Source organism: Acinetobacter sp. 766875, from assembly GCF_000582055.1.
Lineage (GTDB): Bacteria > Pseudomonadota > Gammaproteobacteria > Pseudomonadales > Moraxellaceae > Acinetobacter > Acinetobacter nosocomialis.
Window position 1 is genome coordinate 35,237 of record NZ_JEXX01000024.1, and the last position, 25,628, is coordinate 60,864.

28 protein-coding genes and 1 pseudogene are annotated in these 25,628 nt (G+C 39.9%); 18 read left to right on the forward strand and 11 right to left on the reverse strand.

From position 1 onward, the window contains the following. The first annotated feature begins 156 nt into the window (after positions 1-156). On the forward strand, positions 157-783 hold the full coding sequence (locus J576_RS16395) for a LysE family transporter (protein ID WP_017394267.1): 627 nt from the start codon (positions 157-159) through the stop codon (positions 781-783). A 1-nt stretch (position 784) separates the two neighbouring features. Here the strand turns inward: J576_RS16395 and znuB are convergent, their stop codons facing one another. From znuB to J576_RS16410, 3 genes are read right to left on the reverse strand one after another with little or no spacing between them, the layout of a single operon-like run. Further along, a complete protein-coding gene (gene znuB / locus J576_RS16400) occupies positions 785-1,594 on the reverse strand; it encodes a zinc ABC transporter permease subunit ZnuB (RefSeq protein WP_006581277.1) in 810 nt (269 codons plus the stop codon). A gap of 3 nt (positions 1,595-1,597) precedes the next feature. Beyond that, entirely contained in the window at positions 1,598-2,386 is a 789-nt protein-coding gene (gene znuC / locus J576_RS16405) for a zinc ABC transporter ATP-binding protein ZnuC (protein ID WP_006581278.1), read from the reverse strand. Then, the gene (locus tag J576_RS16410; RefSeq protein WP_002054239.1) at positions 2,359-2,856 is read right to left on the reverse strand and encodes a transcriptional repressor; all 498 of its coding nucleotides are present in this window, start codon (positions 2,854-2,856) and stop codon (positions 2,359-2,361) included. The genes znuC and J576_RS16410 overlap by 28 nt, the downstream gene beginning before the upstream one ends. 127 nt (positions 2,857-2,983) lie before the next feature. Here J576_RS16410 and J576_RS16415 point away from each other — a divergent pair, with 127 nt between their 5' ends. The 10 genes from J576_RS16415 (at position 2,984) to J576_RS16460 (ending at position 11,160) form a co-directional block, all read left to right on the forward strand. Then, positions 2,984-3,823, forward strand: coding sequence for a metal ABC transporter solute-binding protein, Zn/Mn family (locus J576_RS16415; protein WP_004711044.1), 840 nt, complete (start codon positions 2,984-2,986; stop codon positions 3,821-3,823). Positions 3,824-3,993: 170 nt separating this feature from the next. Continuing rightward, positions 3,994-4,392 (forward strand): ATP synthase subunit I, encoded by a 399-nt coding sequence (locus tag J576_RS16420; protein ID WP_000084237.1) that lies wholly within the window; start codon positions 3,994-3,996, stop codon positions 4,390-4,392. Between the two features lie 104 nt (positions 4,393-4,496). Then, positions 4,497-5,372, forward strand: coding sequence for a F0F1 ATP synthase subunit A (gene atpB, locus J576_RS16425; RefSeq protein ID WP_002054274.1), 876 nt, complete (start codon positions 4,497-4,499; stop codon positions 5,370-5,372). An 84-nt stretch (positions 5,373-5,456) separates the two neighbouring features. Further along, on the forward strand, positions 5,457-5,702 hold the full coding sequence (gene atpE, locus J576_RS16430; protein WP_000424060.1) for a F0F1 ATP synthase subunit C: 246 nt from the start codon (positions 5,457-5,459) through the stop codon (positions 5,700-5,702). Between the two features lie 38 nt (positions 5,703-5,740). Then, positions 5,741-6,211 carry a F0F1 ATP synthase subunit B gene (locus J576_RS16435; protein WP_002054137.1) on the forward strand — a complete coding sequence of 157 codons (471 nt, stop codon included), beginning with the start codon at positions 5,741-5,743 and terminating at the stop codon, positions 6,209-6,211. A gap of 12 nt (positions 6,212-6,223) precedes the next feature. Further along, positions 6,224-6,760, forward strand: coding sequence for a F0F1 ATP synthase subunit delta (locus tag J576_RS16440; protein WP_002054190.1), 537 nt, complete (start codon positions 6,224-6,226; stop codon positions 6,758-6,760). A gap of 46 nt (positions 6,761-6,806) precedes the next feature. Beyond that, entirely contained in the window at positions 6,807-8,351 is a 1,545-nt protein-coding gene (atpA, locus tag J576_RS16445; RefSeq protein WP_002054271.1) for a F0F1 ATP synthase subunit alpha, read from the forward strand. A 77-nt stretch (positions 8,352-8,428) separates the two neighbouring features. Then, positions 8,429-9,298: a F0F1 ATP synthase subunit gamma gene (atpG, locus tag J576_RS16450; RefSeq protein ID WP_002054178.1), complete on the forward strand. Its 870-nt coding sequence runs from the start codon at positions 8,429-8,431 to the stop codon at positions 9,296-9,298. A 30-nt stretch (positions 9,299-9,328) separates the two neighbouring features. Further along, positions 9,329-10,723, forward strand: coding sequence for a F0F1 ATP synthase subunit beta (gene atpD, locus J576_RS16455; protein ID WP_002054158.1), 1,395 nt, complete (start codon positions 9,329-9,331; stop codon positions 10,721-10,723). A 17-nt stretch (positions 10,724-10,740) separates the two neighbouring features. After that, entirely contained in the window at positions 10,741-11,160 is a 420-nt protein-coding gene (locus J576_RS16460; RefSeq protein ID WP_002054176.1) for a F0F1 ATP synthase subunit epsilon, read from the forward strand. A 61-nt stretch (positions 11,161-11,221) separates the two neighbouring features. Here J576_RS16460 and J576_RS16465 read toward each other — a convergent pair whose 3' ends face one another. From J576_RS16465 to J576_RS16480, 4 genes are all read right to left on the reverse strand, one after another. Continuing rightward, on the reverse strand, positions 11,222-11,821 hold the full coding sequence (locus J576_RS16465) for a PM1805 family lipoprotein (protein ID WP_002054214.1): 600 nt from the start codon (positions 11,819-11,821) through the stop codon (positions 11,222-11,224). Positions 11,822-11,967: 146 nt separating this feature from the next. Further along, entirely contained in the window at positions 11,968-12,513 is a 546-nt protein-coding gene (locus tag J576_RS16470; RefSeq protein WP_002054204.1) for a glutathione peroxidase, read from the reverse strand. 121 nt (positions 12,514-12,634) lie between these two features. After that, complete coding sequence (locus J576_RS16475; RefSeq protein WP_002054186.1) at positions 12,635-13,399, reverse strand: AraC family transcriptional regulator; 765 nt, start codon at positions 13,397-13,399, stop codon at positions 12,635-12,637. Between the two features lie 21 nt (positions 13,400-13,420). After that, complete coding sequence (locus J576_RS16480) at positions 13,421-14,635, reverse strand: MFS transporter (RefSeq protein WP_002054287.1); 1,215 nt, start codon at positions 14,633-14,635, stop codon at positions 13,421-13,423. Positions 14,636-14,770: 135 nt separating this feature from the next. On the opposite strand from J576_RS16480, the gene J576_RS16485 reads away from it, so the two are divergent. Both J576_RS16485 and J576_RS16490 read left to right on the forward strand, forming a co-directional pair. After that, a complete protein-coding gene (locus J576_RS16485; protein WP_081401033.1) occupies positions 14,771-15,424 on the forward strand; it encodes a TetR/AcrR family transcriptional regulator in 654 nt (217 codons plus the stop codon). A gap of 105 nt (positions 15,425-15,529) precedes the next feature. Continuing rightward, positions 15,530-16,450, forward strand: a complete 921-nt coding sequence (locus tag J576_RS16490; protein WP_002054284.1) for a DMT family transporter — start codon at positions 15,530-15,532, stop codon at positions 16,448-16,450. A 392-nt stretch (positions 16,451-16,842) separates the two neighbouring features. Here the strand turns inward: J576_RS16490 and tsaC are convergent, their stop codons facing one another. Genes tsaC through J576_RS16505 form a run of 3 tightly spaced genes read right to left on the reverse strand, consistent with a single transcriptional unit; the run spans position 16,843 to position 19,768 of the window. Next, a complete protein-coding gene (gene tsaC, locus J576_RS16495; RefSeq protein WP_000633612.1) occupies positions 16,843-17,412 on the reverse strand; it encodes an L-threonylcarbamoyladenylate synthase type 1 TsaC in 570 nt (189 codons plus the stop codon). Positions 17,413-17,462: 50 nt separating this feature from the next. Next, complete coding sequence (gene dprA / locus J576_RS16500; protein ID WP_033855697.1) at positions 17,463-18,593, reverse strand: DNA-processing protein DprA; 1,131 nt, start codon at positions 18,591-18,593, stop codon at positions 17,463-17,465. A 20-nt stretch (positions 18,594-18,613) separates the two neighbouring features. Beyond that, positions 18,614-19,768, reverse strand: coding sequence for a LysM peptidoglycan-binding domain-containing protein (locus J576_RS16505; protein ID WP_033855696.1), 1,155 nt, complete (start codon positions 19,766-19,768; stop codon positions 18,614-18,616). Between the two features lie 122 nt (positions 19,769-19,890). Between J576_RS16505 and def the strand changes: the two genes are divergently transcribed. From def to J576_RS16525, 4 genes are all read left to right on the forward strand, one after another. Next, on the forward strand, positions 19,891-20,421 hold the full coding sequence (def, locus tag J576_RS16510; RefSeq protein WP_002054252.1) for a peptide deformylase: 531 nt from the start codon (positions 19,891-19,893) through the stop codon (positions 20,419-20,421). A 36-nt stretch (positions 20,422-20,457) separates the two neighbouring features. Continuing rightward, on the forward strand, positions 20,458-20,886 hold the full coding sequence (locus J576_RS16515; RefSeq protein WP_002054220.1) for a DUF2946 family protein: 429 nt from the start codon (positions 20,458-20,460) through the stop codon (positions 20,884-20,886). 71 nt (positions 20,887-20,957) lie between these two features. Further along, positions 20,958-23,057: a TonB-dependent copper receptor gene (locus J576_RS16520; RefSeq protein WP_002054210.1), complete on the forward strand. Its 2,100-nt coding sequence runs from the start codon at positions 20,958-20,960 to the stop codon at positions 23,055-23,057. Positions 23,058-23,100: 43 nt separating this feature from the next. Further along, positions 23,101-23,307, forward strand: a complete 207-nt coding sequence (locus tag J576_RS16525; protein ID WP_002054207.1) for a DUF4199 domain-containing protein — start codon at positions 23,101-23,103, stop codon at positions 23,305-23,307. Between the two features lie 68 nt (positions 23,308-23,375). Here the strand turns inward: J576_RS16525 and J576_RS16530 are convergent, their stop codons facing one another. Continuing rightward, entirely contained in the window at positions 23,376-24,590 is a 1,215-nt protein-coding gene (locus tag J576_RS16530; RefSeq protein ID WP_025468004.1) for an oxygenase MpaB family protein, read from the reverse strand. Between the two features lie 87 nt (positions 24,591-24,677). On the opposite strand from J576_RS16530, the pseudogene J576_RS16535 reads away from it, so the two are divergent. Then, a pseudogene (locus J576_RS16535) lies at positions 24,678-25,248 on the forward strand (TetR/AcrR family transcriptional regulator). Positions 25,249-25,628: the final 380 nt, after the last annotated feature.

The window sequence follows — 25,628 nt, forward strand, 5'->3', positions numbered from 1 at the left end:
GAAGATCTCTCCTCAATTATAATTTAGTATGAGCTTTAATTATTGTGCCTGATGCGAAGAGCTGTTAGTAGTCTATTTATTGATTTTATTGTTTGAATTATCGCCGCGATAGTTTTATAAAACGGTATAATTCCACTTTTATTGCCTATTTTCGCTATGTCTTTGCAAGTTTGGTTTGCTTATATGTTGGCCTGTTGGGTCATTAGTATTTCTCCGGGAGCAGGGGCTATTGCTTCTATGTCGAGCGGCTTAAATTATGGCTTTAGACATGGCTACTGGAATGCAATTGGCTTGCAAATCGCCTTGTTAATTCAAATCATGATTGTGGCGGCAGGTGTAGGCGTTTTATTTGCAACGACCCCATTAGCTTTTCAGGCTGTTAAGTGGTTTGGGGTGGCTTATTTGCTGTATTTAGCTTATTTGCAGTGGACTGCACCAGTAAAAGACATAGAAATTCAACACGAAAAAAAGGATAAAACTGTTTCTGCTCTGCTATTAAATGGATTTGTGGTCAATATCAGTAACCCTAAAGCGATTGTATTTTTATTGGCAGTTTTGCCTCAGTTCTTAGATTTAAACAAACCTCAATGGATACAATACCTGATTATGGCAGCCACTATGGTTACGATTGATTTGATTGTAATGGCTGGTTATACAGGGCTAGCTTCAAAAGTTTTAAGATTACTACGTTCTCCTAAGCAACAAAAATATTTGAACCGTGGTTTTGCTGTCATGTTTAGTTGCGCAGCATTATTGCTAAGTACGGTCCATCAAGCAGCCTGATTTAGGCCGCTTGAGTTTGATTTTTGATTTTTTGAACCATAAAAATAAGAGCAAAACTCAAAGCCATACATAAAACAATACTGAGGCCAGTCGAGATATTAAGTGCTGCGCTTGACCATAGGCCAACACTGACACCGAGTTGAGCTAAAACAAAAGCCCAAATAACCATTTGCTTTGGTGAGTGAGCGAGTAATCGGGCACTCAATGCTGGAATAACCAGTAGTGCTCCCATTAAAAGTGAACCAACTGCACGTAAAGCTAATACTGTAAATAAGGCTAGCAGTAACATGAAGATAAGACGCTGCCATTTCGCATTCACACCTTCACTAATCGCAATGTCCGGATCAATTGCAATTTGAATTTGAGGTTGCCAAAAGCGATAAAGAATTGCTAGTGATATAGCAATAATTAATGTGAAAACAGGTAGGTCTGGCCAGTCAATACTCAGTAAGTCACCGAATAAATAACTTAAAAGCTCCGGTCTTAAACTTGGAACATGCTGAATAAACAGGAGGCCACTACATAGTAATGTTGCTGAACATAGGGCAAGCAAAGCATCGTTTGGTAAACGATTGTCATGTAGTGCCCATAAAATAGCGACTAATAAAATAGCCGTACCTGCCACGCCAAGCCAGAGGGGAAGGCTTAAAGCACCAGCAATTGCTACCCCAAGTAAGGTTCCATGTGCCATGGTGTCTGCAAAAAAAGACATACGTCTCCATAGCATGAGACAACCAAGTGGTGCGGTCAAAAAGACCAATAGGGTTCCCATAATCCATGCGGGCAACAATAATTGTAACCATTCCATCATGGCTTAAGCTTCCGGTTCTGGGTGGATGTGAGGTCTACTATTGTGAGGGCAGGGGTGTGCCGCATCACCATGCGCACAGTGGTCATGATGGTGTTGATAAAAGACTCGCTGGGTGCCAAATATTGCCTGATATTCAGGATGCTGCTGAATATTTTCGGGTAATCCGCTACAACATATATGTTTGTTTAAACAAACAACTCTATGCGTGCCTTGCATAACCCATTGTAGGTCATGGGAAACAATTAAGATGGCGCATCCATAACGCTCCGGCAGACTACGCACATATTCATAAAGCTCAGCTTCAGATTGAATATCTAGACCTTGCATCGGTTCATCAAGAACGAGAATATCTGGTTTTCTAAGTAAAGCGCGTGCCAATAGTACACGTTGACGTTCACCACCGGAAAGTTGTTGAACTTTTGATTGTTGTAACTTTGCAATACCGGTGTCTTGAATAATTTCCTGACGAAGGGCAGGGCTACACTTTTCAAGATTTAATAAATCTTGAACACGTAAAGGAAGACTATGAGAGGGATTAAATTTTTGAGGGACATAAGCCATTTTTAGTTTTTTATCGCTTATGACACGTCCGCTACTTGGCTTTAAAATACCAAGTAGAACTTTAATTAAAGTCGATTTACCCGCACCATTCGGACCAATTAAGGTCACAATTTCATTTTGGTGCAGATCAAAATCGACTTTTTTTAATATATCCCGATCATCACGGCGAACAGAAACCTGTTCAAGTTGTATTAATACAGGATTTAGCGAGCTGTGCGGCACTGCTGGCATTTCCCCGAAATTTCAATAATGCTGTGTTGTGCTGTGAAATCATCTAAAGCTGCAAGTTGGTCGAGTTGTTGAGTTAGACCTTGTGAAGATGCTTCTTTAACAGTGTGACATTCGGTGCAAATTAAGAATGCAGCTTGATGTCCTTCACGTGGATGACAGCATGGAATATAAGCATTAATAGATGTTAAGCGATGAATTAGACCCTTTTCTAATAAGAAGTCTAAAGTTCTATAAACAGTAGGCGGAGCGGCAGGGCGATCTGTCTGACTTTTAATACGTGCTAATAAGTCATACGCACCCATTGGACCTGAAGCATTTAAAATGAGCTCAAGAACTTCTTTACGTAAAGGCGTAAGACGTGCGCCAACTGCAGAACATAAAGTTTCTGCTTCAGCTAAACGACTTGCGACATTATGGTGATCATGTACACCATGCAAAGAATCATGATGTTCATGCGTGCAAGAACTCATAGACATAACCTCAAATTTTTAATGGAATATTAGCATGAAGCGATGCTTCATTCGATTAATCTTAGGTATTTTTGTAACTTTGTTATATTATAACATGCTTCGAGCTATTACTAATTGATGGTCTGTCATGTTCCGCGTTTTTGTTTTCAGTATGTTCTCTCTTTTGAGTACGCTAGGTTGGAGTCAGGGTTTGGTTGTCTCTACACACCCAATCTATTTGATTGCAAAAGAAATTACCAAAGGTGTTGAAGAACCTCAATTATTACTTCAGGGCCAAAGTGGACATGACGTACAACTCACCCCGGCACATCGTAAAGCAATCAATGATGCCTCTTTGGTGATTTGGTTAGGAAAGGCTCATGAAGCTCCGCTAAACAAACTGCTGAGTAACAATAAGAAAGCAATTTCTTTATTAGACAGTGGTATTCTTTCTATTTTGCCGCAGCGTAATACGCGTGGTGCTGCTTTACCAAATACTGTGGATACGCATGTGTGGTTGGAGCCAAACAATGCAGTACGGATTGGCTTTTTTATTGCAGCTTTGCGTTCACAGCAGCATCCTGAAAACAAAGCAAAGTATTGGAATAATGCCAATATATTTGCCCGGAATATGTTACAGGCAGCTCAAGCTTACGATAGCTCAAGTAATGGGAAACCATATTGGTCTTATCATGATGCTTATCAGTATTTGGAACGCTCGCTTAATTTAAAGTTTGCAGGTGCTTTAACGGATGACCCGCATGTTGCTCCTACAGCAGCTCAAATTAAGTATCTTAATGATAATCGACCAAAACCTCAGATGTGTTTACTTGCAGAAAGTTTCACAACAAAGGGTCAGTATCAGAAACTGGGCAGTATTACCTTCCAACCCGTTGATGAAAGTATGAATAATGAGGACGATTTTGTAACAGCATGGAAGAAACTGGCGATAAAAACCGATAAATGTGTATTAAATACGCAAAAGTAAGATAAAAAGTAAACAAAGGCTGACTGTAGCGTCAGCACCACCTGTCACGAAAAACCCCGACTAAAGTCGGGAAAAGATTGCATGTTCAGGGGTGTAACTCTATAATGCCTGCGATTAAAAGCGATCATCAGCTAAACTTGTCAAGCATTTATGCTGTGAGTGGATAAATAATGAGCCAAACTAGTCGCTTGATTGACCGACGATTAGCAAAAGCTTTGGTCTTCTTACAAGCATGCATGATCCCTGTTTCCGCACTTGTGGCGTGGAGCATAAAAGACATGACAGCAGCATTAAGTGCGGCACTTGGTGCATTGGTCTGCTGGCTTGCTACCAGTTATTTTGCGTGGCAATCCTTCAGGACGGCAGGTGCGAGAGCATCTAAACAAGTGTTGTCTAACATGTATAGGGGCATGTTAGGCAAATTTGCAATTATGATCGTTGGATTTATTTTGATTTTGAGCAATGTTAAACCTTTATCACCGTTAGCATTGCTGTTTGGTTTTATCCTCGTTCAAGCGATGTCGTGGGTTGCTCCTTTTTGGGTTTCACGTCTACAAAAACGAGTATAGAAACAAGAAGAATTGAAGATTTTTTGGAGGGTGGCGAGATATCGACAGTACGCCGATGTTCGTTTCCCTTCTTTTTAGTAATTGACATTGACCAGGTGTGATTTATGGCTGCTGAAGAACATGCCCTCACTTCGACAGAGTATATCAAGCATCACTTGACCAATATGACCTATGGCAAAATGCCAGACGGTACATGGAAATTGGCTGAGACTGCTGAAGAAGCTCATTCGATGGGGTTCACTGCAATTCACTTGGATTCAATGGGTTGGTCAATTGGCCTTGGTGTGATTTTCTGTTTGTTGTTTTGGATGGTTGCGAAAACTGCGAAAGCTGGCGTTCCAACAAAATTCCAATCTGCAATTGAAATGATCATTGAGTTTGTTGACTCAAGTGTCCGTGATACTTTTCATGGCAAATCACGTTTAATTGCTCCACTTGCACTCACTATTTTCGTGTGGATTTTCCTCATGAACTTAATGGACTTGATTCCAGTTGACTGGATTCCTCAAGTTGCTGCATTTGTTGGTGCTCACGTATTTGGCATGGACCCTCACCACGTTTACTTCAAGATCGTTCCATCTACAGATCCAAACATTACCCTTGGTATGTCTTTATCTGTATTTGTACTTATCTTGTTCTACAGCATCCGCGAGAAGGGTGTTGGTGGTTTCGTAGGCGAGTTGGCACTTAACCCATTTAACCCAAGTAATCCAGTTGCAAAAGCGTTGCTTATTCCAGTGAACTTGATTTTGGAATTGGTAACATTCCTTGCTCGTCCTATTTCATTGGCTCTCCGACTGTTCGGTAACATGTATGCCGGTGAGTTAATCTTTATCCTGATCGCATTATTGCCGTTCTGGATTCAATGGGCGTTATCTGTGCCTTGGGCGATCTTCCACATTCTTGTAATCACGTTGCAGGCATTCATCTTTATGATGCTTACCATCGTTTACTTGAGCATGGCAAGCGAAAAACATTAATGGTATTGCCTAACTATCAAATGATGGTTGGGCTGAATTTTTTTAATTTAATTTGGTAATAACCTAACCTCTGAGGAATTTTTCATGGAACTCACTTTAGGTCTAGTTGCAATTGCATCTGCTATCTTGATCGCTTTCGGTGCTTTGGGTACTGCGATTGGTTTTGGTCTTTTGGGTGGTCGCTTTTTAGAAGCTGTAGCTCGTCAACCAGAATTAGCTCCACAACTTCAAACTCGTATGTTCTTAATCGCGGGTCTTCTTGATGCTGTGCCTATGATCGGTGTTGGTATTGGCTTGTTCTTCATCTTCGCTAATCCATTTGTAGGTTAATCAGCTTAATTCCGAAATCCACTATTTGAGGAATTGCAATGAATATCAACCTCACATTGATTGGTCAAGCGATTGCGTTTGCGTTTTTTGTCGCATTCTGCATGAAGTTTGTTTGGCCACCACTAATCAATGCGATTAGTGAGCGTCAGCGTAAAATCGCTGATGGCTTAAATGCAGCAGAAAAAGCGAAAGCTGACCTTGCCGATGCACAAGCGCAAGTGAAGCAAGAGCTTGATGCAGCTAAAGCACAAGCGGCTCAATTGATCGAACAAGCGAACCGTCGTGCAGCGCAATTGATCGAAGAAGCTCGTACTCAAGCTGCGGCTGAAGGTGAGCGTATTCGTCAACAAGCTAAAGAAGTTGTTGATCAAGAGATCAATTCTGCTCGCGAAGAATTACGTCAACAAGTAGCTGCCTTGGCAGTGACTGGTGCAGAAAAGATCCTGAACCAACAAGTTGATGCAGAAGCTCATAACGCCATGCTGTCTCAGCTGGCTGCTAAACTTTAAGCGAGGCGAATTATGGCTGAACTCTTGACGTTGGCACGTCCGTATGCCAAAGCAGCATTTGCTTATGCTTCTGAGCAAGGTGCAACAGACAATTGGTCGAATGCGTTACAAGTGCTCAGTGCTGCGGTGCAAGACGAAGCATTTTCCGCTTATTTAAATCGCCCTGAACTTACTCCTGCGGAGCAAGTGAAGCTTTTTGCTAAAGTTTTAGGTGAAGATCAATCTCAAGCAGTGTCTAACTTTTTGACACTTCTTGCAGATAACGATCGATTAGTGTTGTTACCTGAAATTGCAGCAGAATATGAACAGCTTAAATCACAGAATAACAATATGGTTGATGTCGTGATTGAATCGGCGTTTCCGTTAACTTCTGTTCAGGAACAATTGCTTGCACATGCGTTAGAAAAACGCTTCAAGGCAGCAGTTAATGTTTCTGTCGAAGTTAATCCTGCTTTGATTGCAGGTGTGGTTATTCGTGCAGGCGATCAAGTGATAGATGATTCTGCGCTTAACAAGCTTGAAAAAATGCGTACTCGTCTTCTTGCATAATGCAAATGATGAAGACTGAACTAATAAAAGATTGAGGAATAGCGCAATGCAACAACTGAATCCATCCGAGATCAGTGCGCTCATTAAACAGCGTATCGGAGATCTGGACACCAGCGCGACCGCTAAAAACGAAGGTACCATTGTTATGGTATCCGACGGTATCGTGCGTATTCACGGTCTTGCTGATGCAATGTACGGTGAAATGATCGAATTCGACGGCGGCTTATTTGGTATGGCACTGAACCTAGAACAGGATTCAGTGGGTGCCGTTGTTTTAGGTAACTACCTAAGCCTTCAAGAAGGTCAAAAAGCTCGTTGTACAGGTCGTGTTTTAGAAGTTCCAGTTGGTCCCGAACTTCTTGGCCGTGTAGTAGATGCTTTGGGTAACCCAATTGATGGTAAAGGCCCAATTGATGCAAAATTAACTGATGCTGTTGAAAAAGTAGCACCAGGCGTAATTTGGCGTCAATCTGTAGACGAGCCTGTTCAAACTGGTTATAAATCAGTTGATACCATGATTCCTGTGGGTCGTGGTCAGCGTGAGTTGATTATTGGTGACCGTCAAACTGGTAAAACAGCAATGGCGATCGATGCGATTATCGCTCAGAAAAACTCTGGCATTAAGTGTGTATACGTTGCGATTGGTCAAAAACAATCAACAATTGCAAACGTTGTACGTAAGCTAGAAGAAACTGGCGCTATGGCGTATACAACTGTTGTCGCTGCTGCGGCTGCTGATCCTGCTGCAATGCAGTACTTAGCTCCGTACTCTGGCTGTACAATGGGTGAATACTTCCGTGACCGCGGTGAAGACGCTCTTATCATTTATGATGATTTGTCTAAGCAAGCTGTTGCTTACCGTCAAATTTCATTGCTTTTACGTCGTCCACCAGGTCGTGAAGCGTATCCAGGTGACGTATTCTATCTTCACTCACGTCTTCTTGAACGTGCTTCTCGTGTATCTGCTGAATACGTTGAGAAATTCACTAATGGCGCAGTAACTGGTCAAACTGGTTCTTTAACTGCATTGCCAATTATTGAAACTCAAGCAGGTGACGTATCTGCATTCGTACCAACGAACGTAATTTCGATTACTGACGGTCAGATCTTCTTAGAAACATCATTATTCAACGCAGGTATCCGTCCTGCTGTGAACGCGGGTATCTCTGTATCTCGTGTTGGTGGTTCTGCTCAAACTAAGATCATCAAAAAATTGTCTGGTGGTATCCGTACTGCTTTAGCACAATACCGTGAATTGGCTGCGTTTGCTCAGTTTGCTTCTGACCTTGACGAAGCAACTCGTAAGCAACTTGAACATGGTCAACGCGTAACTGAGTTAATGAAGCAAAAACAATATGCTCCTTACTCAATTGCTGACCAAGCTGTTTCTGTTTATGCATCTAACGAAGGCTATATGGCTGACGTAGAAGTTAAGAAAATCGTAGACTTTGATGCTGCGTTAATTGCTTACTTCCGTTCTGAATATGCTCCGTTGATGAAACAAATCGATGAAACTGGTGATTACAACAAAGACATCGAAGCAGCAATCAAAGCAGGTATTGAAAGCTTTAAAGCGACTCAAACTTACTAAGTTCAGTTTTAGTTAAGTTTGGTTCACGGATCAACCTTCGGAAGCTCGAAAGGGCTTTCGAATACTAGGTTAAGCGTATGGCAAATTTAAAAGAAATTCGCGCCAAAGTAGCTAGTATCAAGAGCACGCAAAAGATTACTCGCGCGATGCAAATGGTAGCTGCTTCTAAAATGCGTCGTGCGCAAGAGCGCATGGCTCAAGGCCGTCCGTATGCCGATAATATGCGCCGTGTAATTGCTCACTTGGTACAAGCAAACCCTGAATATAAACACCGTTATATGGTTGACCGCCCAGTTAAGCGTGTTGGCTATATCGTAGTGTCTTCAGATCGTGGTTTGGCAGGTGGCTTGAACATTAACTTGTTCAAGAAAGTTGTGCAGCATGTCAAAGCACAACAACAGCAGTCAATTGAAGTTGAATTTGCTTTAATTGGTCAAAAAGCGGTTTCGTTTTTTAAGAATTACGGCGGTAAAGTGCTTGGTGCAACTACCCAACTTGGCGATGCGCCAAGTTTGGAACAGTTAACTGGCTCAGTGCAAGTTATGCTTGATGCATTTGATAAAGGCGAATTAGATCGTATCTATCTCGTATCAAATGGCTTCGTTAATGCAATGACTCAGCAGCCTAAAGTAGAACAACTTGTTCCTTTAGCACCAGCAGAAGAAGGCGATTACCTCAACCGTACTTATGGTTGGGATTATATCTACGAACCAGAAGCAGAAGAATTGTTAAATGGTTTGTTGGTTCGCTATATCGAGTCTATGGTTTATCAAGGTGTGATTGAAAACGTTGCATGTGAGCAGTCAGCTCGTATGGTCGCGATGAAAGCAGCGACAGACAACGCAGGACAATTGATTAAAGACCTACAACTCATTTACAACAAGCTGCGTCAAGCCGCGATTACTCAGGAAATTTCCGAGATCGTTGGCGGTGCCGCTGCCGTTTAACATTATTAAGTTTGAATTGAGGAGACAGCAATGAGTAGCGGTCGTATCATTCAGATCATCGGCGCGGTTATCGACGTCGAGTTTGAGCGCACAAGCGTTCCTAAGATCTATGACGCTCTCCAAGTTGACGGTACTGAAACTACTTTAGAAGTTCAGCAACAACTTGGTGATGGTGTTGTTCGTACCATCGCAATGGGTTCTACAGAAGGTCTTAAACGTGGTCTTACTGTAACTAGCACAAACGCACCGATCTCTGTTCCAGTTGGTACAGCCACTCTTGGCCGTATCATGGACGTTTTAGGTCGTCCTATCGATGAAGCAGGTCCTGTTGCGACTGAAGAACGTTTGCCGATTCACCGTCAAGCGCCTTCTTATGCTGAACAAGCAGCTTCTACTGATCTTTTAGAAACTGGTATTAAAGTAATTGACTTACTTTGCCCGTTCGCAAAAGGTGGTAAAGTTGGTTTATTCGGTGGTGCGGGTGTTGGTAAAACCGTTAACATGATGGAATTGATCAACAACATCGCAAAAGCACACTCAGGTTTATCTGTGTTTGCTGGTGTTGGTGAGCGTACTCGTGAAGGTAACGACTTCTATCACGAAATGAAAGATTCTAACGTTCTTGACAAAGTAGCAATGGTCTACGGTCAGATGAACGAGCCACCAGGCAACCGTTTACGCGTAGCGTTAACTGGTTTGACTATGGCTGAATACTTCCGTGATCAAAAAGACGAAAATGGTAAAGGTCGTGACGTATTATTATTCGTCGACAACATCTACCGTTATACACTTGCGGGTACTGAAGTATCAGCATTGTTAGGTCGTATGCCATCTGCGGTAGGTTACCAACCTACACTTGCAGAAGAAATGGGTGTTCTTCAAGAGCGTATTACGTCTACTAAATCTGGTTCGATCACTTCGATCCAAGCAGTATACGTACCTGCCGATGACTTAACAGACCCATCGCCTGCAACTACATTTGCTCACTTAGATGCAACAGTAGTATTGAGCCGTGACATCGCATCTTCTGGTATTTATCCAGCGATCGATCCACTTGACTCAACTTCACGTCAGTTAGACCCATTAGTTGTTGGTCAAGAGCACTATGAAATTGCGCGCGCAGTACAAAACGTATTGCAACGCTATAAAGAGCTTAAAGACATCATCGCAATCTTGGGTATGGATGAATTGGCAGAAGAAGATAAATTGGTTGTTTACCGTGCGCGTAAAATCCAACGTTTCTTCTCTCAACCATTCCACGTAGCTGAAGTATTTACTGGTGCTCCTGGTAAATTAGTACCACTTAAAGAAACGATTCGTGGCTTTAAAGGTCTATTAGCTGGTGAATACGATCACATCCCAGAACAAGCGTTCTATATGGTTGGTGGTATTGACGAAGTGATTGCTAAAGCTGAGAAACTCTAATTTAAGGAGATCATCTCATGGCGACTATGCAATGTGATGTCGTAAGTGTTAAAGAGTCTATTTACTCTGGCGCAGTGACGATGTTAATCGCGAAAGGTGCAGGTGGTGAACTTGGTATTTTGCCAGGTCACGCTCCACTTGTAACTTTGCTTCAACCGGGCCCGATTCGTGTTCTGTTGGAAAATGGTACAGAAGAAATCGTCTATGTATCTGGCGGTGTTTTAGAAGTTCAACCTCATGTTGTAACGGTTCTTGCAGATACTGCAATCCGTGCTGACAATTTGGATGAAGCTGCAATTTTAGAAGCACGTAAAAATGCTGAACAATTGCTTGCAAACCAAAAGAGTGATTTGGACTCAGCTGCTGCTTTGGCATCTCTTTCAGAGATCTCAGGCCAGCTTGAAACAATCCGTAAAATCAAAAACCGCGCTCAATAAGACGCGGTTCGAGATTGAAAAAGCCACCTTACGGTGGCTTTTTTTATTGTTAGAAAGAAAATTAAGAATCAGTTTTTGAATCAGACTTTTCATCTCCTGCCATAATCAGTGCAGCAAGTTTGACCATATCCATTTGGATGGTATTGAGTTGCTTCTCAATTTGGTCGAAATCAATTTGTTCTAATTTTCCATTTAATAAAGGCATACTTAAAGCTTGTTGGTTTGCTTGTAGTAGGTTTTGACGAATATTTTCAACTTCCTGACTTCTTATATCTAAAGTCAATAGTGCTTGATTTAAGCCTTTTAACTGCTGTTTTAAAGTGGTCACAGTTGTTTTTAGTTCTTGTTGATCTTTATCTTGGATGGCTTGTTCAACATCAAGTTGAGTGTCTTTAAGCTTTTCAATATAGTCGCCTGCCTTTAACTGTAAGTTAGCTGCATCACGAACGATATAAAAAACATTACCGCTTTTTAACTCAGCTTTATTTTTAGTAGGTGCGATTTCTTGTTGAGAATCATCTGCTTGTTCTGATACTTCGTCATTGGTTTGAGCAGATTCTTGTTCCTTAGCATGGTCTTGTGCCTGATCGCATCCAAGTAACAACATACCGGAAGCAAAAATCACAAATGGAAAAAATGCGCCTTGTAAAACTTTTTTCATAACTACAAACAATACCAAGTAAAGCAAGTGCGTACTATATGCATAAAATATGTAGAAATAAGGTATTGTTGCAAATGAACAACATTTTGACCAGACAATAAAAAAAGAGTGCCGTAGCACTCTTTTTTCTTAAATTGCGCTAAAAATTATTTAGCGAGTTCAGCTTCAACTGCTTTTACAATTTGTTCATCGTCTGCTGTTAAGTTTGGCGCAAAACGAGCAACAACTTCACCATTTTTATTGATGAGGAATTTCTCAAAGTTCCATAATACTTCTGGAGCAGGGTTTGTTGGAATGCCTAAACCTTCTAAACGCTCACGGAAAGGACCATCACCAATGCGTTCTGGTTGAGCTGTTGTCAGTGCTTGATAAAGAGGATGTTTATCTGCACCTGCTACAGAAATTTTAGAGAAAAGCGGGAAATGAACATCGTAGTTTAATGAACAGAATTGTTGAATTTCTTCATCTGAACCAGGCTCTTGTTCTTTGAAGTTATTTGCAGGGAAACCTAAGATTTCAAGACCTTGATCTTTTTTCGCTTGATAAAGCTTTTCTAAACCTTCGTATTGTGGAGTTAAACCACATTTAGATGCTGTGTTTACGATTAATAAAACCTTACCTTTATATTGGTCAAGGTCAACCGTTTCGCCTGAAATAGCTTTTACTGGAATATGGTATACAGATTGAGTCATGTGTCTTTCCTGAAGATTGTAATTGATATCAAGTAACGCATTTGTTTTAACTGCTATTCTTGAAGAGTGCAATAATATTCGTGTTCAAAAAATAAAAAGAGAAGAAAAAGCAGTCTATGATCTAATTGTTTCTGATTTGAACAGGGGTTTGGCCGGTATATCTCTTAAAAAATTCAATAAAACTGGAACTGTGTTGATAACCTAAATCATATGCTAAACGTTTAATCGGCATGCCTTGTCGAATTTGATGAATGGCATAAACAATTTTGGCTCTATTACGCCATTCGGATAAAGAAAGTTGTAACTCTTGCTGACTTAAGCGTAATAAATGACGATCACTGACTGAAAAATTCTGAAGTAATTGTTGTAGAGAGTGGTTAAAGAGCAGTGGATCTGAAAGCTTTTCCAAAATTGGTAGTAAAACTGGATGACGTGTTTGGGGTAAGTAATGAGAATATGCTGTGGCTTGTTGTAATTGATCAAATAGAACTTGCAAAAGATGTTCTAAGTATTCAGGTTTTCCATTTTGTTTTTGCTGTTCCAAAATTTGTAAAACCAGAGTTCGAAAGAAAGGCTGAATACTAAAGCATTTACAGACATCACTTAAAATAGAACAGAGGCTAGGGTGTAGTCGAATACAAATATAGTGAATTTCATGGTCGATATGAGTAGATTGATGGACCGTTTGAGGTGGAATCCAAAGTCCATAGCTTGGAGGAGATAAGTAGATTTGTTCTTCTACTTGCATTTCCAAAATGCCATTCAAACTGAAATTAAAATCTCCCCAAAGTGAAGCATGAGGACGAACAATATCTTCTTTTTCATATAGAAATTCATGAACTTCTATATTGTTCAATAAGGAAAATTGTTGGTCCTCATTTTTCATCTATTTACTCTGAATAATATTTTAATTTTCACAAGTCGCTTTAGGATTATTTAAGCCTTTGGCAAAGGTAAATGTACTAATTAATGCTAAAGCAACGAAGCTTAATACACCATAAATTAAAGTATTTTCATTGAAATGATCAACTACATAGCCACCTAATAATGAGCCTGTAGCAATCATGACTTGGAACATACCAACAAAGAGCGGCATACCTTTTTCCACTGCATGAGGTGCGTGTACAAACATCCATATATTGGCAGAGGTAGGAAAGGCACCGAATGCAAAGCCCCATAGTGCAGTCAAAACGATGGCACCAAATTCATGAATAGCAAAGATAGGGAAGCCAAAAAACACGATTGCAAAACATGTTCCAACGAAGGCTAGAGTGTAACGGACGTTTAAGTTGCCGCTATATCCTGCAAATGCATTTCCAAAAATACCAGCAATTCCGTAAAGCAATAGTAATGAACTAATAGTGGTACCGTTGAATCCTGCAATATTTTTAAAGAAAGGTGCTAAATAACTATAAGCACAGAAGTGAGCAAGACCAATTAATAAAACAATTAACATGCCACTACGTGCCTTAGGAGTGCGTAATAGTGCTGGTAAATCTCTTATGTGAATTGCTGAGTCTGGTACAAGTTTAGGTAAGAAAATCAGCTGAAGTACGAGTACAACAAGACCGATCGCAGCTGTAATACCAAATGCACTACGCCATCCATAAAACTCACTTAGCCATGTTCCAATCGGGACTCCTAGTACAGTGGCAAACGTTACACCAGCCATGACTACAGCAGTTGCTTTAGCAATCGGCAAATGTGCAGGTGCGAGCTTACCGCTTAAGGCTATCGCTGTTGCCCAGAAACCGCCAATTGAGATGCCTAAAATTAAGCGGCTCAGTAATAAAACATGAAAGTTTTCTGCAAAAGCAGTAATGGTATTGGCAATCACCATAATTGCTGTCAGTAAAATAAGAACATAACGACGGTCAAGTTGTTTTACTGAAACAGGTAATAGTGGGGCCGCAATCGCTGCCATAATGCCGGGTACGGTAATAATAAGACCAGCTGTACCCACAGAAATATGTAAATCAGCTGCAACGCTATTTAAAACACCAACAGGTAAAAATTCACTTGTTACTAATGCAAATGCTGCAATGGCAACGGCCAAAATGGCAAACCAGCTCCCTTGAGTGGAGGCCGTGGGTCGCGGTTTAGAGGTAGTAGATTGGTCCATAATAAATCCTTACTTGGCTAAATTTGGAGTGAAGAAAGGCAATTTTTTAATTAACTAACGATCATTATGAAAATAAAATAGTTGATAAAAAATCGAACGTCAATTAATTTAATAACGATTGTTATAAAAATAGATGTGATCTTTATGACAAATAGGCATGAAACAGATCTTATGGTTAATGAAGATACGCTGAAAAAGAAGCGTGGACGCCCTAAATGCTTTGATGAACAGCAAGTTTTAGAGAAGGCTATGTTGCTTTTTTGGGCACATGGTTATGAAGCAACGTCTATTAGTGACTTAACGCAGGCTTTAGAAATTACGGCGCCTAGTTTATACAGTACTTTTGGCGATAAGGCAGGCTTGTTTTATAAAAGTATTGATTATTACTTAGCTCATGAAGCATGTCCTATTGAAACGATCTTTTTAGAAGCAAAAACTGCAAAAATTGCTTTTGAGTTGTATCTTTATGACAATGTAAAACGATTGGTTCAACCCAATAAACCAGCAGGTTGTATGTTGGTGGTTGCAGCTATGAATTGCTCTGATGCGACACAAGAGGTCCAACAAAATCTATTAGATAAGCGTATAAAAACTAAAGAAAAATTATTAAAACGTTTGGAACAGGGTGTAGAGCAGGGTGATTTATCAGCTAATGCTCCTCTACAAGAAATGACAGACTTCTATGCTACTGTTATTCAAGGACTGACTATTCAAGCGAGAGATGGCGCGACCACTGAGCAACTACATAAAGTGGTAGAACATGCCATGAAAGCTTGGACATTATTTTAAAAAATTAATGATGTCCTAAGTTCAATATCAATGTCGGAAATGCGATATTTCAATTTATTAAGACATTCTTCAAAATAAAATCTCTTTTGTAGATGGTGTATTACTATGAGTCAGGTCATGAAATATCACAAATGGGCATTTATTTTTCCCATTCTGGCAGTACTGATTTGGTCTTTAAATATTGTAGTCACCCGCTACGTCTCGGATTATATTTCTCCAGTTAGCATTAGTTTTTATCGGTGGTTAATTGCCTTTATTATTTTGACTCCATTTATGTTTATATCTGTTTGGAGACAAAGACGAATAGTAATACCCTATTTACCTAAGCTTGCTGTGTTAAGTGCATTTGGGATGGTGCTTTATCAAGGCCTTGCTTATACGGCGGCTCATTATACCAGTGCAACTAATATGGGTATTGTTAATGCCTTTATTCCGATTTTTACTATTTTTGTTTCTCTTGCGATTTTAAAAGATGTACCTAATCGTTTTGCTGTTTTTGGTAGTATTTTATCTTTTGCGGGTTTGCTATATGTCATGTCCCAAGGAAATATTAATAAGCTATTAAGTGGTGGAGGGCATCTTGGTGATGCGCTCATGATTGTTGCTGTATTCTTCTATGCATTTTATGGGGTTTTCTTAAAGAAATGGCAGCTTCCACTTCCAATTATGACGAGCTTATATGTCCAGATTGGGTTTTCTGTGCTGTTCCATTTACCTTTAATTTTCTGGTTTGGTCTTGATGGCTTAAATGCACAAAATGCGCCAAGTGCAATTTATGCCGGTGTATTTGCTTCTTTAATTGCGCCGTTAGTTTGGATGTTGGCTGTACAACAAATCGGGCCAAATAGAACCAGTATATTTATGAACCTTGTACCAGTGTTCACAGCCATTATTGCAAGCCTCTGGTTATCTGAGCAATGGACGATCTATCATACTTTCGGTGGAATTATGATTCTCGTGGGTATTATCATGGCACAAAAGAAGGTTAAATCTAAAAAATCAGATCTCCTGCCAGAGCAAAATTAAGAATAATAAAAAAACTATGGCATATTTTTAAAAAAAGTAATGAAAATATGCCAATTTTTTTGTTAATCCAAGCTTTTCTATATGATTTATAAATATATTTATAAAAATATTGTGTAATATAAATATTAAAAAAGACCAATAAAAATATTAATATAATTTTAACTTAATTGCTAAAAACGCCAAATTCCCTACACTTTTCATGCTTTTTTTAGAGAAATAATATATTTCTCTCATTTAGTCTCTTACCACATAATAGCGACCACTACGAAAGATGCTCTTTTAAGCAATTTTTCTTTCGTTCCAGAGATATCCAAACCCTCTGGATGTGGTATATACCCATCCTTTTTTATGCTCAGTTATCCCTATATAACTGAGCTTTTTTTTGTCTGGAATTAAGGACGAATGACTTCACCAGTTAAGGCGTTAATGATGCGGCTTGGCTGTTGGCTTTGACCTAAATCACCATTGAGATAGTTTAATTGTGAACCAAAGTATTGGCAGGCATCTTGTAAAGAATGGGCTGGTTCTTGTCCACTAGGGTTGGCACTCGTCGAGACAATAAATCCATGAAAAGCATTGCATAAAGCGACACATAAAGGATGTGTCGTTACACGGACTGCAACAAGAGGATGCTCGCCTTTAATCCATGAAGGAATGTGTTGATCGGCTGGCAATAGCCAAGTTGTGGCTCTTTCTGATGGTTGGTGGTTCGTCCAGCAATCAATAATTTCTTGCTGAGTCGTTTGCGGTAAGGAAGTTAGTAGATGTTCTACTTGACTAATATGGCCAGCCAATAAAATGACGCCCTTTTCAATAGGGCGCTGTTTCAATTCAAGAATCTTTTGAAAAGCTTGTTCATTAAATGGATCACAGCCTAGTCCCCAGACTGCCTCAGTTGGATATGCCAAAACTTGACCTTGTTGTAAACATTCGGCTGCTTCGGTCACTGAGGTCGTAATCATGGTAATACTTTCCTTTCAATCAAACAGAATCGCTATTGTGCGCTCTAATACTAAGAACGACAACGTAAATACAGCCCTGATTGTTGCATACATAAACCGAGTAGTTCTAGTTCCATTAGTGAAGAGGTCAGTTCAGAAACCGAAACATTGTGATGAATTACAAGCTGGTCAATATTTTGTCCTACCCAGTCTAAAGACTGATAAAGGTCAATCAAATGCTCAGGAATTTCTGGAGTATTCGTATTAGTTTCTTCATTTTGACTGTGTTGCTGGCTTTGCCATTGAGTTGGTAAGGCGAGGTCTTCAATAATTTGTTCGGGATGATCAACTAAAATTGCTCCCTCACGAATAAGTTGATGGCATCCTTGATGGAACTCACTATAAATATGACCCGGAATAGCGAATACGGTTTTGCCTTGTTCAGCAGCTTTATTGGCCGTGATGAGTGAGCCGCTTTTTAATGTCGCTTCTACCACCAAAACGCCTAAACTCAAACCACTGACAATTCGGTTTCTACGTGGGAAATGCTGTTGTAATGGTGGTGTACCTGGTAAAAACTCAGTAATAATGGCGCCGTTCTGAGCCAAAATATGTTCTCCCAGTTTTTTATTTTGAGCTGGATAAGTAGTGTCTAGGCCCGTACCCGTGACTGCAATTGTACGTTGATGAGCGGATGCACCTTGATGAGCTGCTTCATCAATGCCATAAGCCAGGCCACTACTAATAAAAAAGCCCTTTTCACTTAAATAGTAGGCAAAATCATAAGCCACCTGACGTCCATGTGGGCTTGGTTTTCGGCTACCGACAATCGCAATTTGCGGTTGTAATAATGCCTGTGCCTGACCTTTTCCAAAAATAACAGGCGGATGATCTGTATAAGGGAGTAATTGAGTAGGGTAGCCAGAGTCATCGGGCGTCAAAATAAAATCAGTATGCTGCTGAACTTGTTGTATAAGCTGTTCGAACTGAGCTTGGCCTTGTGCCGTTTGAAATTCGTTTACACGCTTTAAGTGATTAGCATGTAGCCCCAGAGAGGACCACTTTACTAAACCATCAGGTTGAGTTGCTTTTTCACAAGTTCCAAAATAATCGATAATTTTTTTAAAACTAACTGATGAGTGCTGCACCAAATACCACACTTTAAGCGTGTGGTAATGGTGTGAAGAAAGTTGGGTGAGCATTGTAGAAGGTACATCCAACATTAATCATTAAAGCGAGGTGGCTGAATGCTTGAGCCGACTTTAATAGGCAAATCGCTTTCTAGAACATAGGCATAACTCAGCTGATCAAAAGTTCTAAAAACCATCAGACTCCCAATTTGTTGTCCAGGAAGTTGAATCGCTTCTTTAGTTTTAGGATCGCGAATTGTCTCGCCTTGTTGTGTAATATCAAAAACTTGACCTACCTGAACACCTTGTGCTGTGCCGCGGTCTAAAGTCACTACACTATGTTTTGCAGCTCTACCGATTGAACCCATGACACGAATAATTTTGCCCCCATCAGTCACTTGTTTGGCATCTACTGGGTAAAATAAGGTTGGCAAAGTAGCTTGTTCTTCAGGCATAACACGATCGCCACGACGTACTTCAGCGTTATAACTATCTGTTAGCTCTAATGTAGTAATGTCTTTTTCAGAAGATACCGCAACACCTGAAGCAACCTGTAGTAGCTCAATACCAAGGCTATGCTTTTTACCTTTACTATCTGTGAAATAGTAAGGTTCACCTTCTCGATAGACTGCATAACGCTGACCATCAACTAGACCTTTTCCTCTTGCATAAATAGTTTGACCTTTTCCTGCAAGTACACGTTGGTCGGCTGTACCAACAACGTAAGGTGTGTTGGTAATTGAATCGGCGGGGAAAATAGTGCTGTTCTCTAACCACTGTTTAATATGTTCAAGTGGGATAACTGGCACACTATTATTTAATGCTTCTACGCGAACTTGTGGTTGTAAGTTTGTGGTTTGACCTGTGTAACGACGAATAATGCCTACACAGCCATCCCCTTCATCTTTGCCCACAAGTGGACGTCCATCTAAGCTACATAACAGTAATCGATCGCCCGGATAAATCCAGTGAGGGTTTTTGACATGTTGATTACTTGCCCAAATTTCAGGCCAACGCCATGGCTTATTGAGAAAATGGCCGGAAATATCCCATAGGGTATCCCCACGTTTTACAACATACACATTCGGTGCATTGCTTTTAAGAGAAGGTGGATTATGATTTGGACTGGCAGCATGAACCTCTGCTACCGTACCTAGTGAGACAGTTGTACAGAGTGCTAAAGCAAGTAAATGCTTCTTTATCCCCAAAGCATGAAATTCAGCCATGCCGTTAAAAACCTTTTTCATTATGATAATTCCTAAAAATTATGCGTGCAGATGCGTTATAATAGGCGGCTTACACACAATTTTTCGATGAAGTATTTCCTTCATTTGGTTTTTCAATCAATGGCATAAGTGAGGACGTCAGTATGGCCTTATTACCTATTTTAAGTTTTCCTGATCCCCGTCTTCGTACCATTGCTAAGCCTGTTGAAGAAGTTACTGATGAAATTCGTCAACTTGCAGCAGATATGTTTGAAACCATGTATGCGGCACCCGGTATTGGTTTAGCAGCTTCTCAGGTCGATCGTCATATTCAGCTTATCGTCATGGATTTGTCTGAATCTAAAGATGAACCTATGGTTTTCATTAACCCCAAAATAACTCCACTGACTGAAGAGACGCAGCCGTACGAAGAAGGCTGTCTATCAGTGCCACAAATATACGATAAAGTTGACCGTCCGTCACGTGTGAAAATCGAGGCAATTAACCTTGAAGGTCAAGCATTTGAGATAGAAGCTGACGGACTTCTCGCTGTTTGTATCCAACATGAAATGGATCACTTAAAAGGCAAATTGTTTGTGGATTATTTGTCGCCACTTAAACGTCAGCGTGCACGTGAAAAAGTCGAAAAGATTGTTCGCCAACGCGAGCGTGAAAAAGTTGCGGTAAAACGTTAAAAGTTTTCAAACATCAATATAGCGTGGATGTGATTTTTGGTTTTTCGTAGTGGTCTGTTGCTCGCATGTGCAGCAGTGTTTTTACAGATTGCGGTATTTCTACAGCCGCTATTACCGAAGCAATATCAAATTGCTCCGGTCTGTGAAACTATTACCCGTGCTTTGCTTAAACCTAAGGCACAGATGGAAACCATGTCACATGCCATGCACCATTCACATCACGACCACCATATCGGACAGGCACAAGTACCTGAACATCATGACCACCATGATGCAAATCACCAGTGCCAATATTGTACTGTCTATGCCAATCTGGTTTTACCACCTGAATTTGGCGTAAAAGAGGTGCTTGTTCGTATACAAGTTCGCTTAGTCGCTTATCAACAAGCATTTAGACATGTTTATTTTGCGCTACAGCGACTCTTCTTACTTCCGCAAGGGCGTGCACCGCCTCTATTTGCATAAATAAAAGCAATTTTTGTTGGGGTCTTTATTGACTTCAATATCACTTTATTTATGTTTTAGAGCGTATAAAAATGCCACATTCTAAATTTTTACTACAACCTTTATGGGTTGCGATGCTTGCTGTTTCTCATTCAGGCTTAGCTTTTGCCGATTCAGAGAAAAATGATACTGATACCAACACACTTCATTCATTAGCACCTATTGTTGTTACAGCACAGCAAGGCAACGATGCAAATGGTCTGATTGTACATGCAGACCCGAAACAGCCAATTCAGCCAGTACCTGCTACAGATGGCGCAGACTATTTACAAAGTATTATGGGTTTTAACTCAATACAAAGCGGTGGAACAAATGGTGATGTGACATTCCGAGGGATGTTTGGTTCACGTATTAAAATTCTAACAGACGGTACGGAGAACCTCGGTGCATGCCCAAACCGTATGGATGCTCCAACTTCTTATATTTCACCAGAAAGCTATGATCGTATTTCTGTGATTAAAGGTCCGCAAACGGTTCAATATGCCAATACTGGTTCGGCAGCAACAGTCCTGTTTGAACGTCAGCCTGAGAAACTTACCTCCGAAAAACCTTATCGTGGGCAAGCAAGTGTTTTACTAGGTTCATATGGACGTATTGACCATAATGTTGAAGCAGCAGTTGGCGATGAGAAAAAATATATCCGTTTAAATGCCAACCGCTCCGAGTCCAATAGTTATCAAGACGGTGATGGCAATACCGTGCCGTCAGCATGGAAAAAGTGGAATGCTGATGTAGCGCTTGGCTTTACTCCAGATGAAAACACGTGGGTTGAAATCACGGGTGGGAAATCTGATGGTGAATCGCTTTATGCTGGACGTTCAATGGATGGTTCTCAGTTTGCGCGTGAAAGTTTAGGACTTCGTTTTGAAAAGAAGAATATCACTGATGTGATCAAGAAAATTGAAGGGCAGGTGAACTATAGCTATAACGACCATATTATGGATAACTTTAGCTTGCGGCAGCCAGAACTAAAGCATGATCATGAAACTCATGAAATGTATCTAGATAAATCAGCTATGCAAGTAACGCGTAGAACACTAAATTCACGTTTAGTCATGACCACTGAATGGAATAAATGGAGCCTGATCACTGGGGTAGATTCTCAATTTAATAAACATGGTGGAAGCATGTCTTCACCAAAAATGAATATGCCGTTTAGTCAAGATATGCGTTTTCAATCATATGGTGCTTTTGGTGAACTCGGTTATCAATGGAACGATCAAAATAAGCTGGTTACAGGTGCACGTTTAGATCGGGTAACAGTTGAAGATGAGCGAGCCGATTCTAAAGCCCAAGGCTTTAATACGAAGCTTGAGAAGACTTTGCCAAGCGCATTTGTTCGCTGGGAAAACCAACATCCTGAGCATGACTTCAAAAGCTATATCGGTTTAGGTTATGTAGAGCGTATGCCTGATTATTGGGAGCTTTTCTCTCCTAAACATGGTAATGCTGGCTCAACCAATACCTTTAACGGTGTGAATCCTGAGAAAACATTGCAGTTAGATCTAGGCTTCCAACAACAACATGGTGCTTTAAACACATGGGCTTCTGCTTATGCAGGCTTAGTAGATGACTACATATTAATGAGTTATCACCATCACCCGAGTATGGGAATGGGTGGGCATGATATGAGCCATGATATTACTGCAGGTGCCAAGAATGTTGATGCAACTATTGCTGGTGCAGAAGCAGGTATTGGATATCAATTTACCGATCATATTCAGGCAGATTTGAGTGCTATGTATGCGTGGGGTAAAAACACCACAGATGACAAACCGTTACCTCAAATTTCCCCGTTAGAAGGTCGGTTAAATATTCGCTATGTAGCCGACAAATATAACTTAGGCCTGTTGTGGCGAGCTGTTGCTGAGCAAAACCGTGTGAGTCTACATCAAGGTAATATCGTGGGATATGACCTAAAACCAAGTAAAGGTTTCTCAACACTTTCTTTAAACGGAAGTTATAACCTTCGTAAAGATATTGATGTCTCTGTTGGCATTGATAACGTATTAGATAAGACCTATACCGAACACTTAAATAAAGCTGGTAGTGCAGGCTTTGGATTTGCGAGCGAAGAGCAGTTTAACAATATCGGAAGAAATTACTGGGTTCGTATGAGCATGAAGTTTTGATCAGCTTAGCGAATTAAATGAATTAATTTAAGAGAGAAATGAAATGACTAATAAATTATCGCCTGAACAGTCTTGGTGGGGATGGAAGTTACTTATTGTGGCGTCTATCTTGAGTGTATTGTTTATGATTGTTTTTTACTTGGCCATCAACAATGAACCTGACTATATGCCTAGTCAAAAAAATAAGCAGATGATGGAAACGCATGAGCAAATGAATCACGCTGAAATGCACAGTTCATCAGCTCAATAAGGTTTTTAATATTTGAAAATGGAAGTCCGGATAACGGGCTTCCATTTTTTATTTTTAGGTTTTAATAATTATTGATGCATACTTGCTAAGGTTTTTATCTTGCCTTGATTTTCATAAAGACGTAGACCAAGTTTTTGTAAATTACGACCCGATTGAGTTAAAAACCTTTCAACTTTTGGTGAAAATTTTGCGCCGTTAAAAAGTACTGAATTACGCAAAATCAGATAATAAGCAAACCATGAAGCAGACTGCTGAGGCAATCCGAGTAGTTTCATCCTTTTCTTACCAATAAAAAATTGGGTAAGTTCTAAATGTTGCCGATAAGCAAGTTTCTGCTGTAAAGAACGCAAATGCAGATATTGTCTCTCAAAAGGCTCTTTAGATAAGCTTGATCCTAATTCAATACTGCTGTGATCGGAACGAGGATGAGCAAACTGCATCCAGTAAAGTAATCGCCAGCCTTCAGTTTCAGATTGAATAAGCCACTTTTCATCAATTCCCATTAACCAACCAACATAACGCCAAAAATGTAAAAAACTCTTTGCCTCTTGTTTTGTTGGCCATATACCTAAAGCTCTAATACCGAGTAAAACTACACTACTAAAAGCCAAATTAGTCATGGCTAAATCAAATTGATTAAGAGGAATTCCCCAAACTTCATTATCCCAACGCTCAGACTTTTTTAATTGCCGGCGAACGAGTGCATGAATAAAGCGAACATAAATCGTTGACGTAAAACCTGCACTCAAACGACAAAGCCCTTGAGGTTCAGTAATATCCACCCACCATTTTGTGGTTTCTGCTAAACGAGTACTCGCTTGTTTCTTTAATGCCCCGGTTAAAATTAGGGGTTGATTAAATCCCGGATATAAATATCCCCCCATTAAAGATAAATCTCTAAGAATAAAACCATTATTTATTCCTAAACGATGAATAAATTTAATAGCCTCATCAATTTGTTGCTGGTCTAACCATTCAGGCTTTTGTTCAATGTAATTAAAGAAATTTTCTAACTCAGTAGGTAGAGACTCAGATAGATCATCGCGGCCTTGAAATAATATTTTCTCAAAAATTATTCGGTGGTCTTTGGGATTTTGCATAACCCAATCAATCAGCTTATCCATTTCAACGTCCCCTTCGCAAAGAGCACGTTGTAAAGATACATATTCCGTATAGTTTGGTTGTACTGGTTTTTCACAGCAGATATTTAAAAACTGAGTAAAGAAATTACTGTCTTGCATATCATTAAAAGAAGCAAGTCGAGTCGGGCTAATCATTTGCATATCTTTACTTACGTATTGAACTGAATAATAAATAGGCTAATATGAATAATTATTCGCATTCAATTCGCATTTAATGAATTAAAACTAATGAGAAAAGCTCCACAGCAACAACGTTCAAAACTTATTGTTGACCATATTTTAGAAGCGACACAGCAATGTATTGCTCAATATGGATTACTACATACGACGACGCCTAAAATTGCAGAGAAATCTGGAGTAAGTGTTGGGTCGATTTACCAATACTTTGAGAATAAAGATCAAATCATAGAAGAACTATTACGCCGTAAAAGCGAACTATTAGGGCAGCAGCTTAAAGAATTAGTTATGCAGCAGGGGAATATTCCTTTAGATCTGCTTATCCCCTTGGCAATAGAGCTAGGATTTAATGCATTAAAAGCCGATCACGGATTTTTTATAGAGGTATTAAAACATTGGCATGACTATAGTCATTCGCAAGCTGCTCAGATTTTAGAAAAGCATTTTTTTGAAGTAGGTTTATATACATTTAGTAGAAATCCTCATCAGTGGGACTTCGAGCAGGTAAAGCATACATCCTTTGTAATTATTAATAGTACGCTTTTTACGATGATGCGTTACGTGAGCCAGAACAATTTTCTTATCTCAGAACAACAACTTAAACGAGAATTATCAAGCATGATACTGGCTTATTTAGGCCAAAAATAAGAAATAAAAATAATTATATATATAAAACAAATACTTGATTTGTATTTTGGTTTAAAATTGAACGCTCAAGTCATTAATTTCTAATTTCCGCTTGCAAAGGTAAGTTAATGGTCTATAATGCACATCCATCGGCGGTGATGCAGATAGAAACTTGTTGAAAAACAGTTACTTGAGATTAGATTGGTTACTTTAAGTGATGAATTTAATGTTAAGTTGGTTTGAGAAATAAGTTTTAAAAATATCGAAATTACCTGTTGACTTTTAAGAGATTAAGAGTAATATAGCCGACCTAGCTTGCTGGTGACGAACCAGGAAGAAGATCATTAAGAGAATTGAAGAACAACTTGTGTGGAT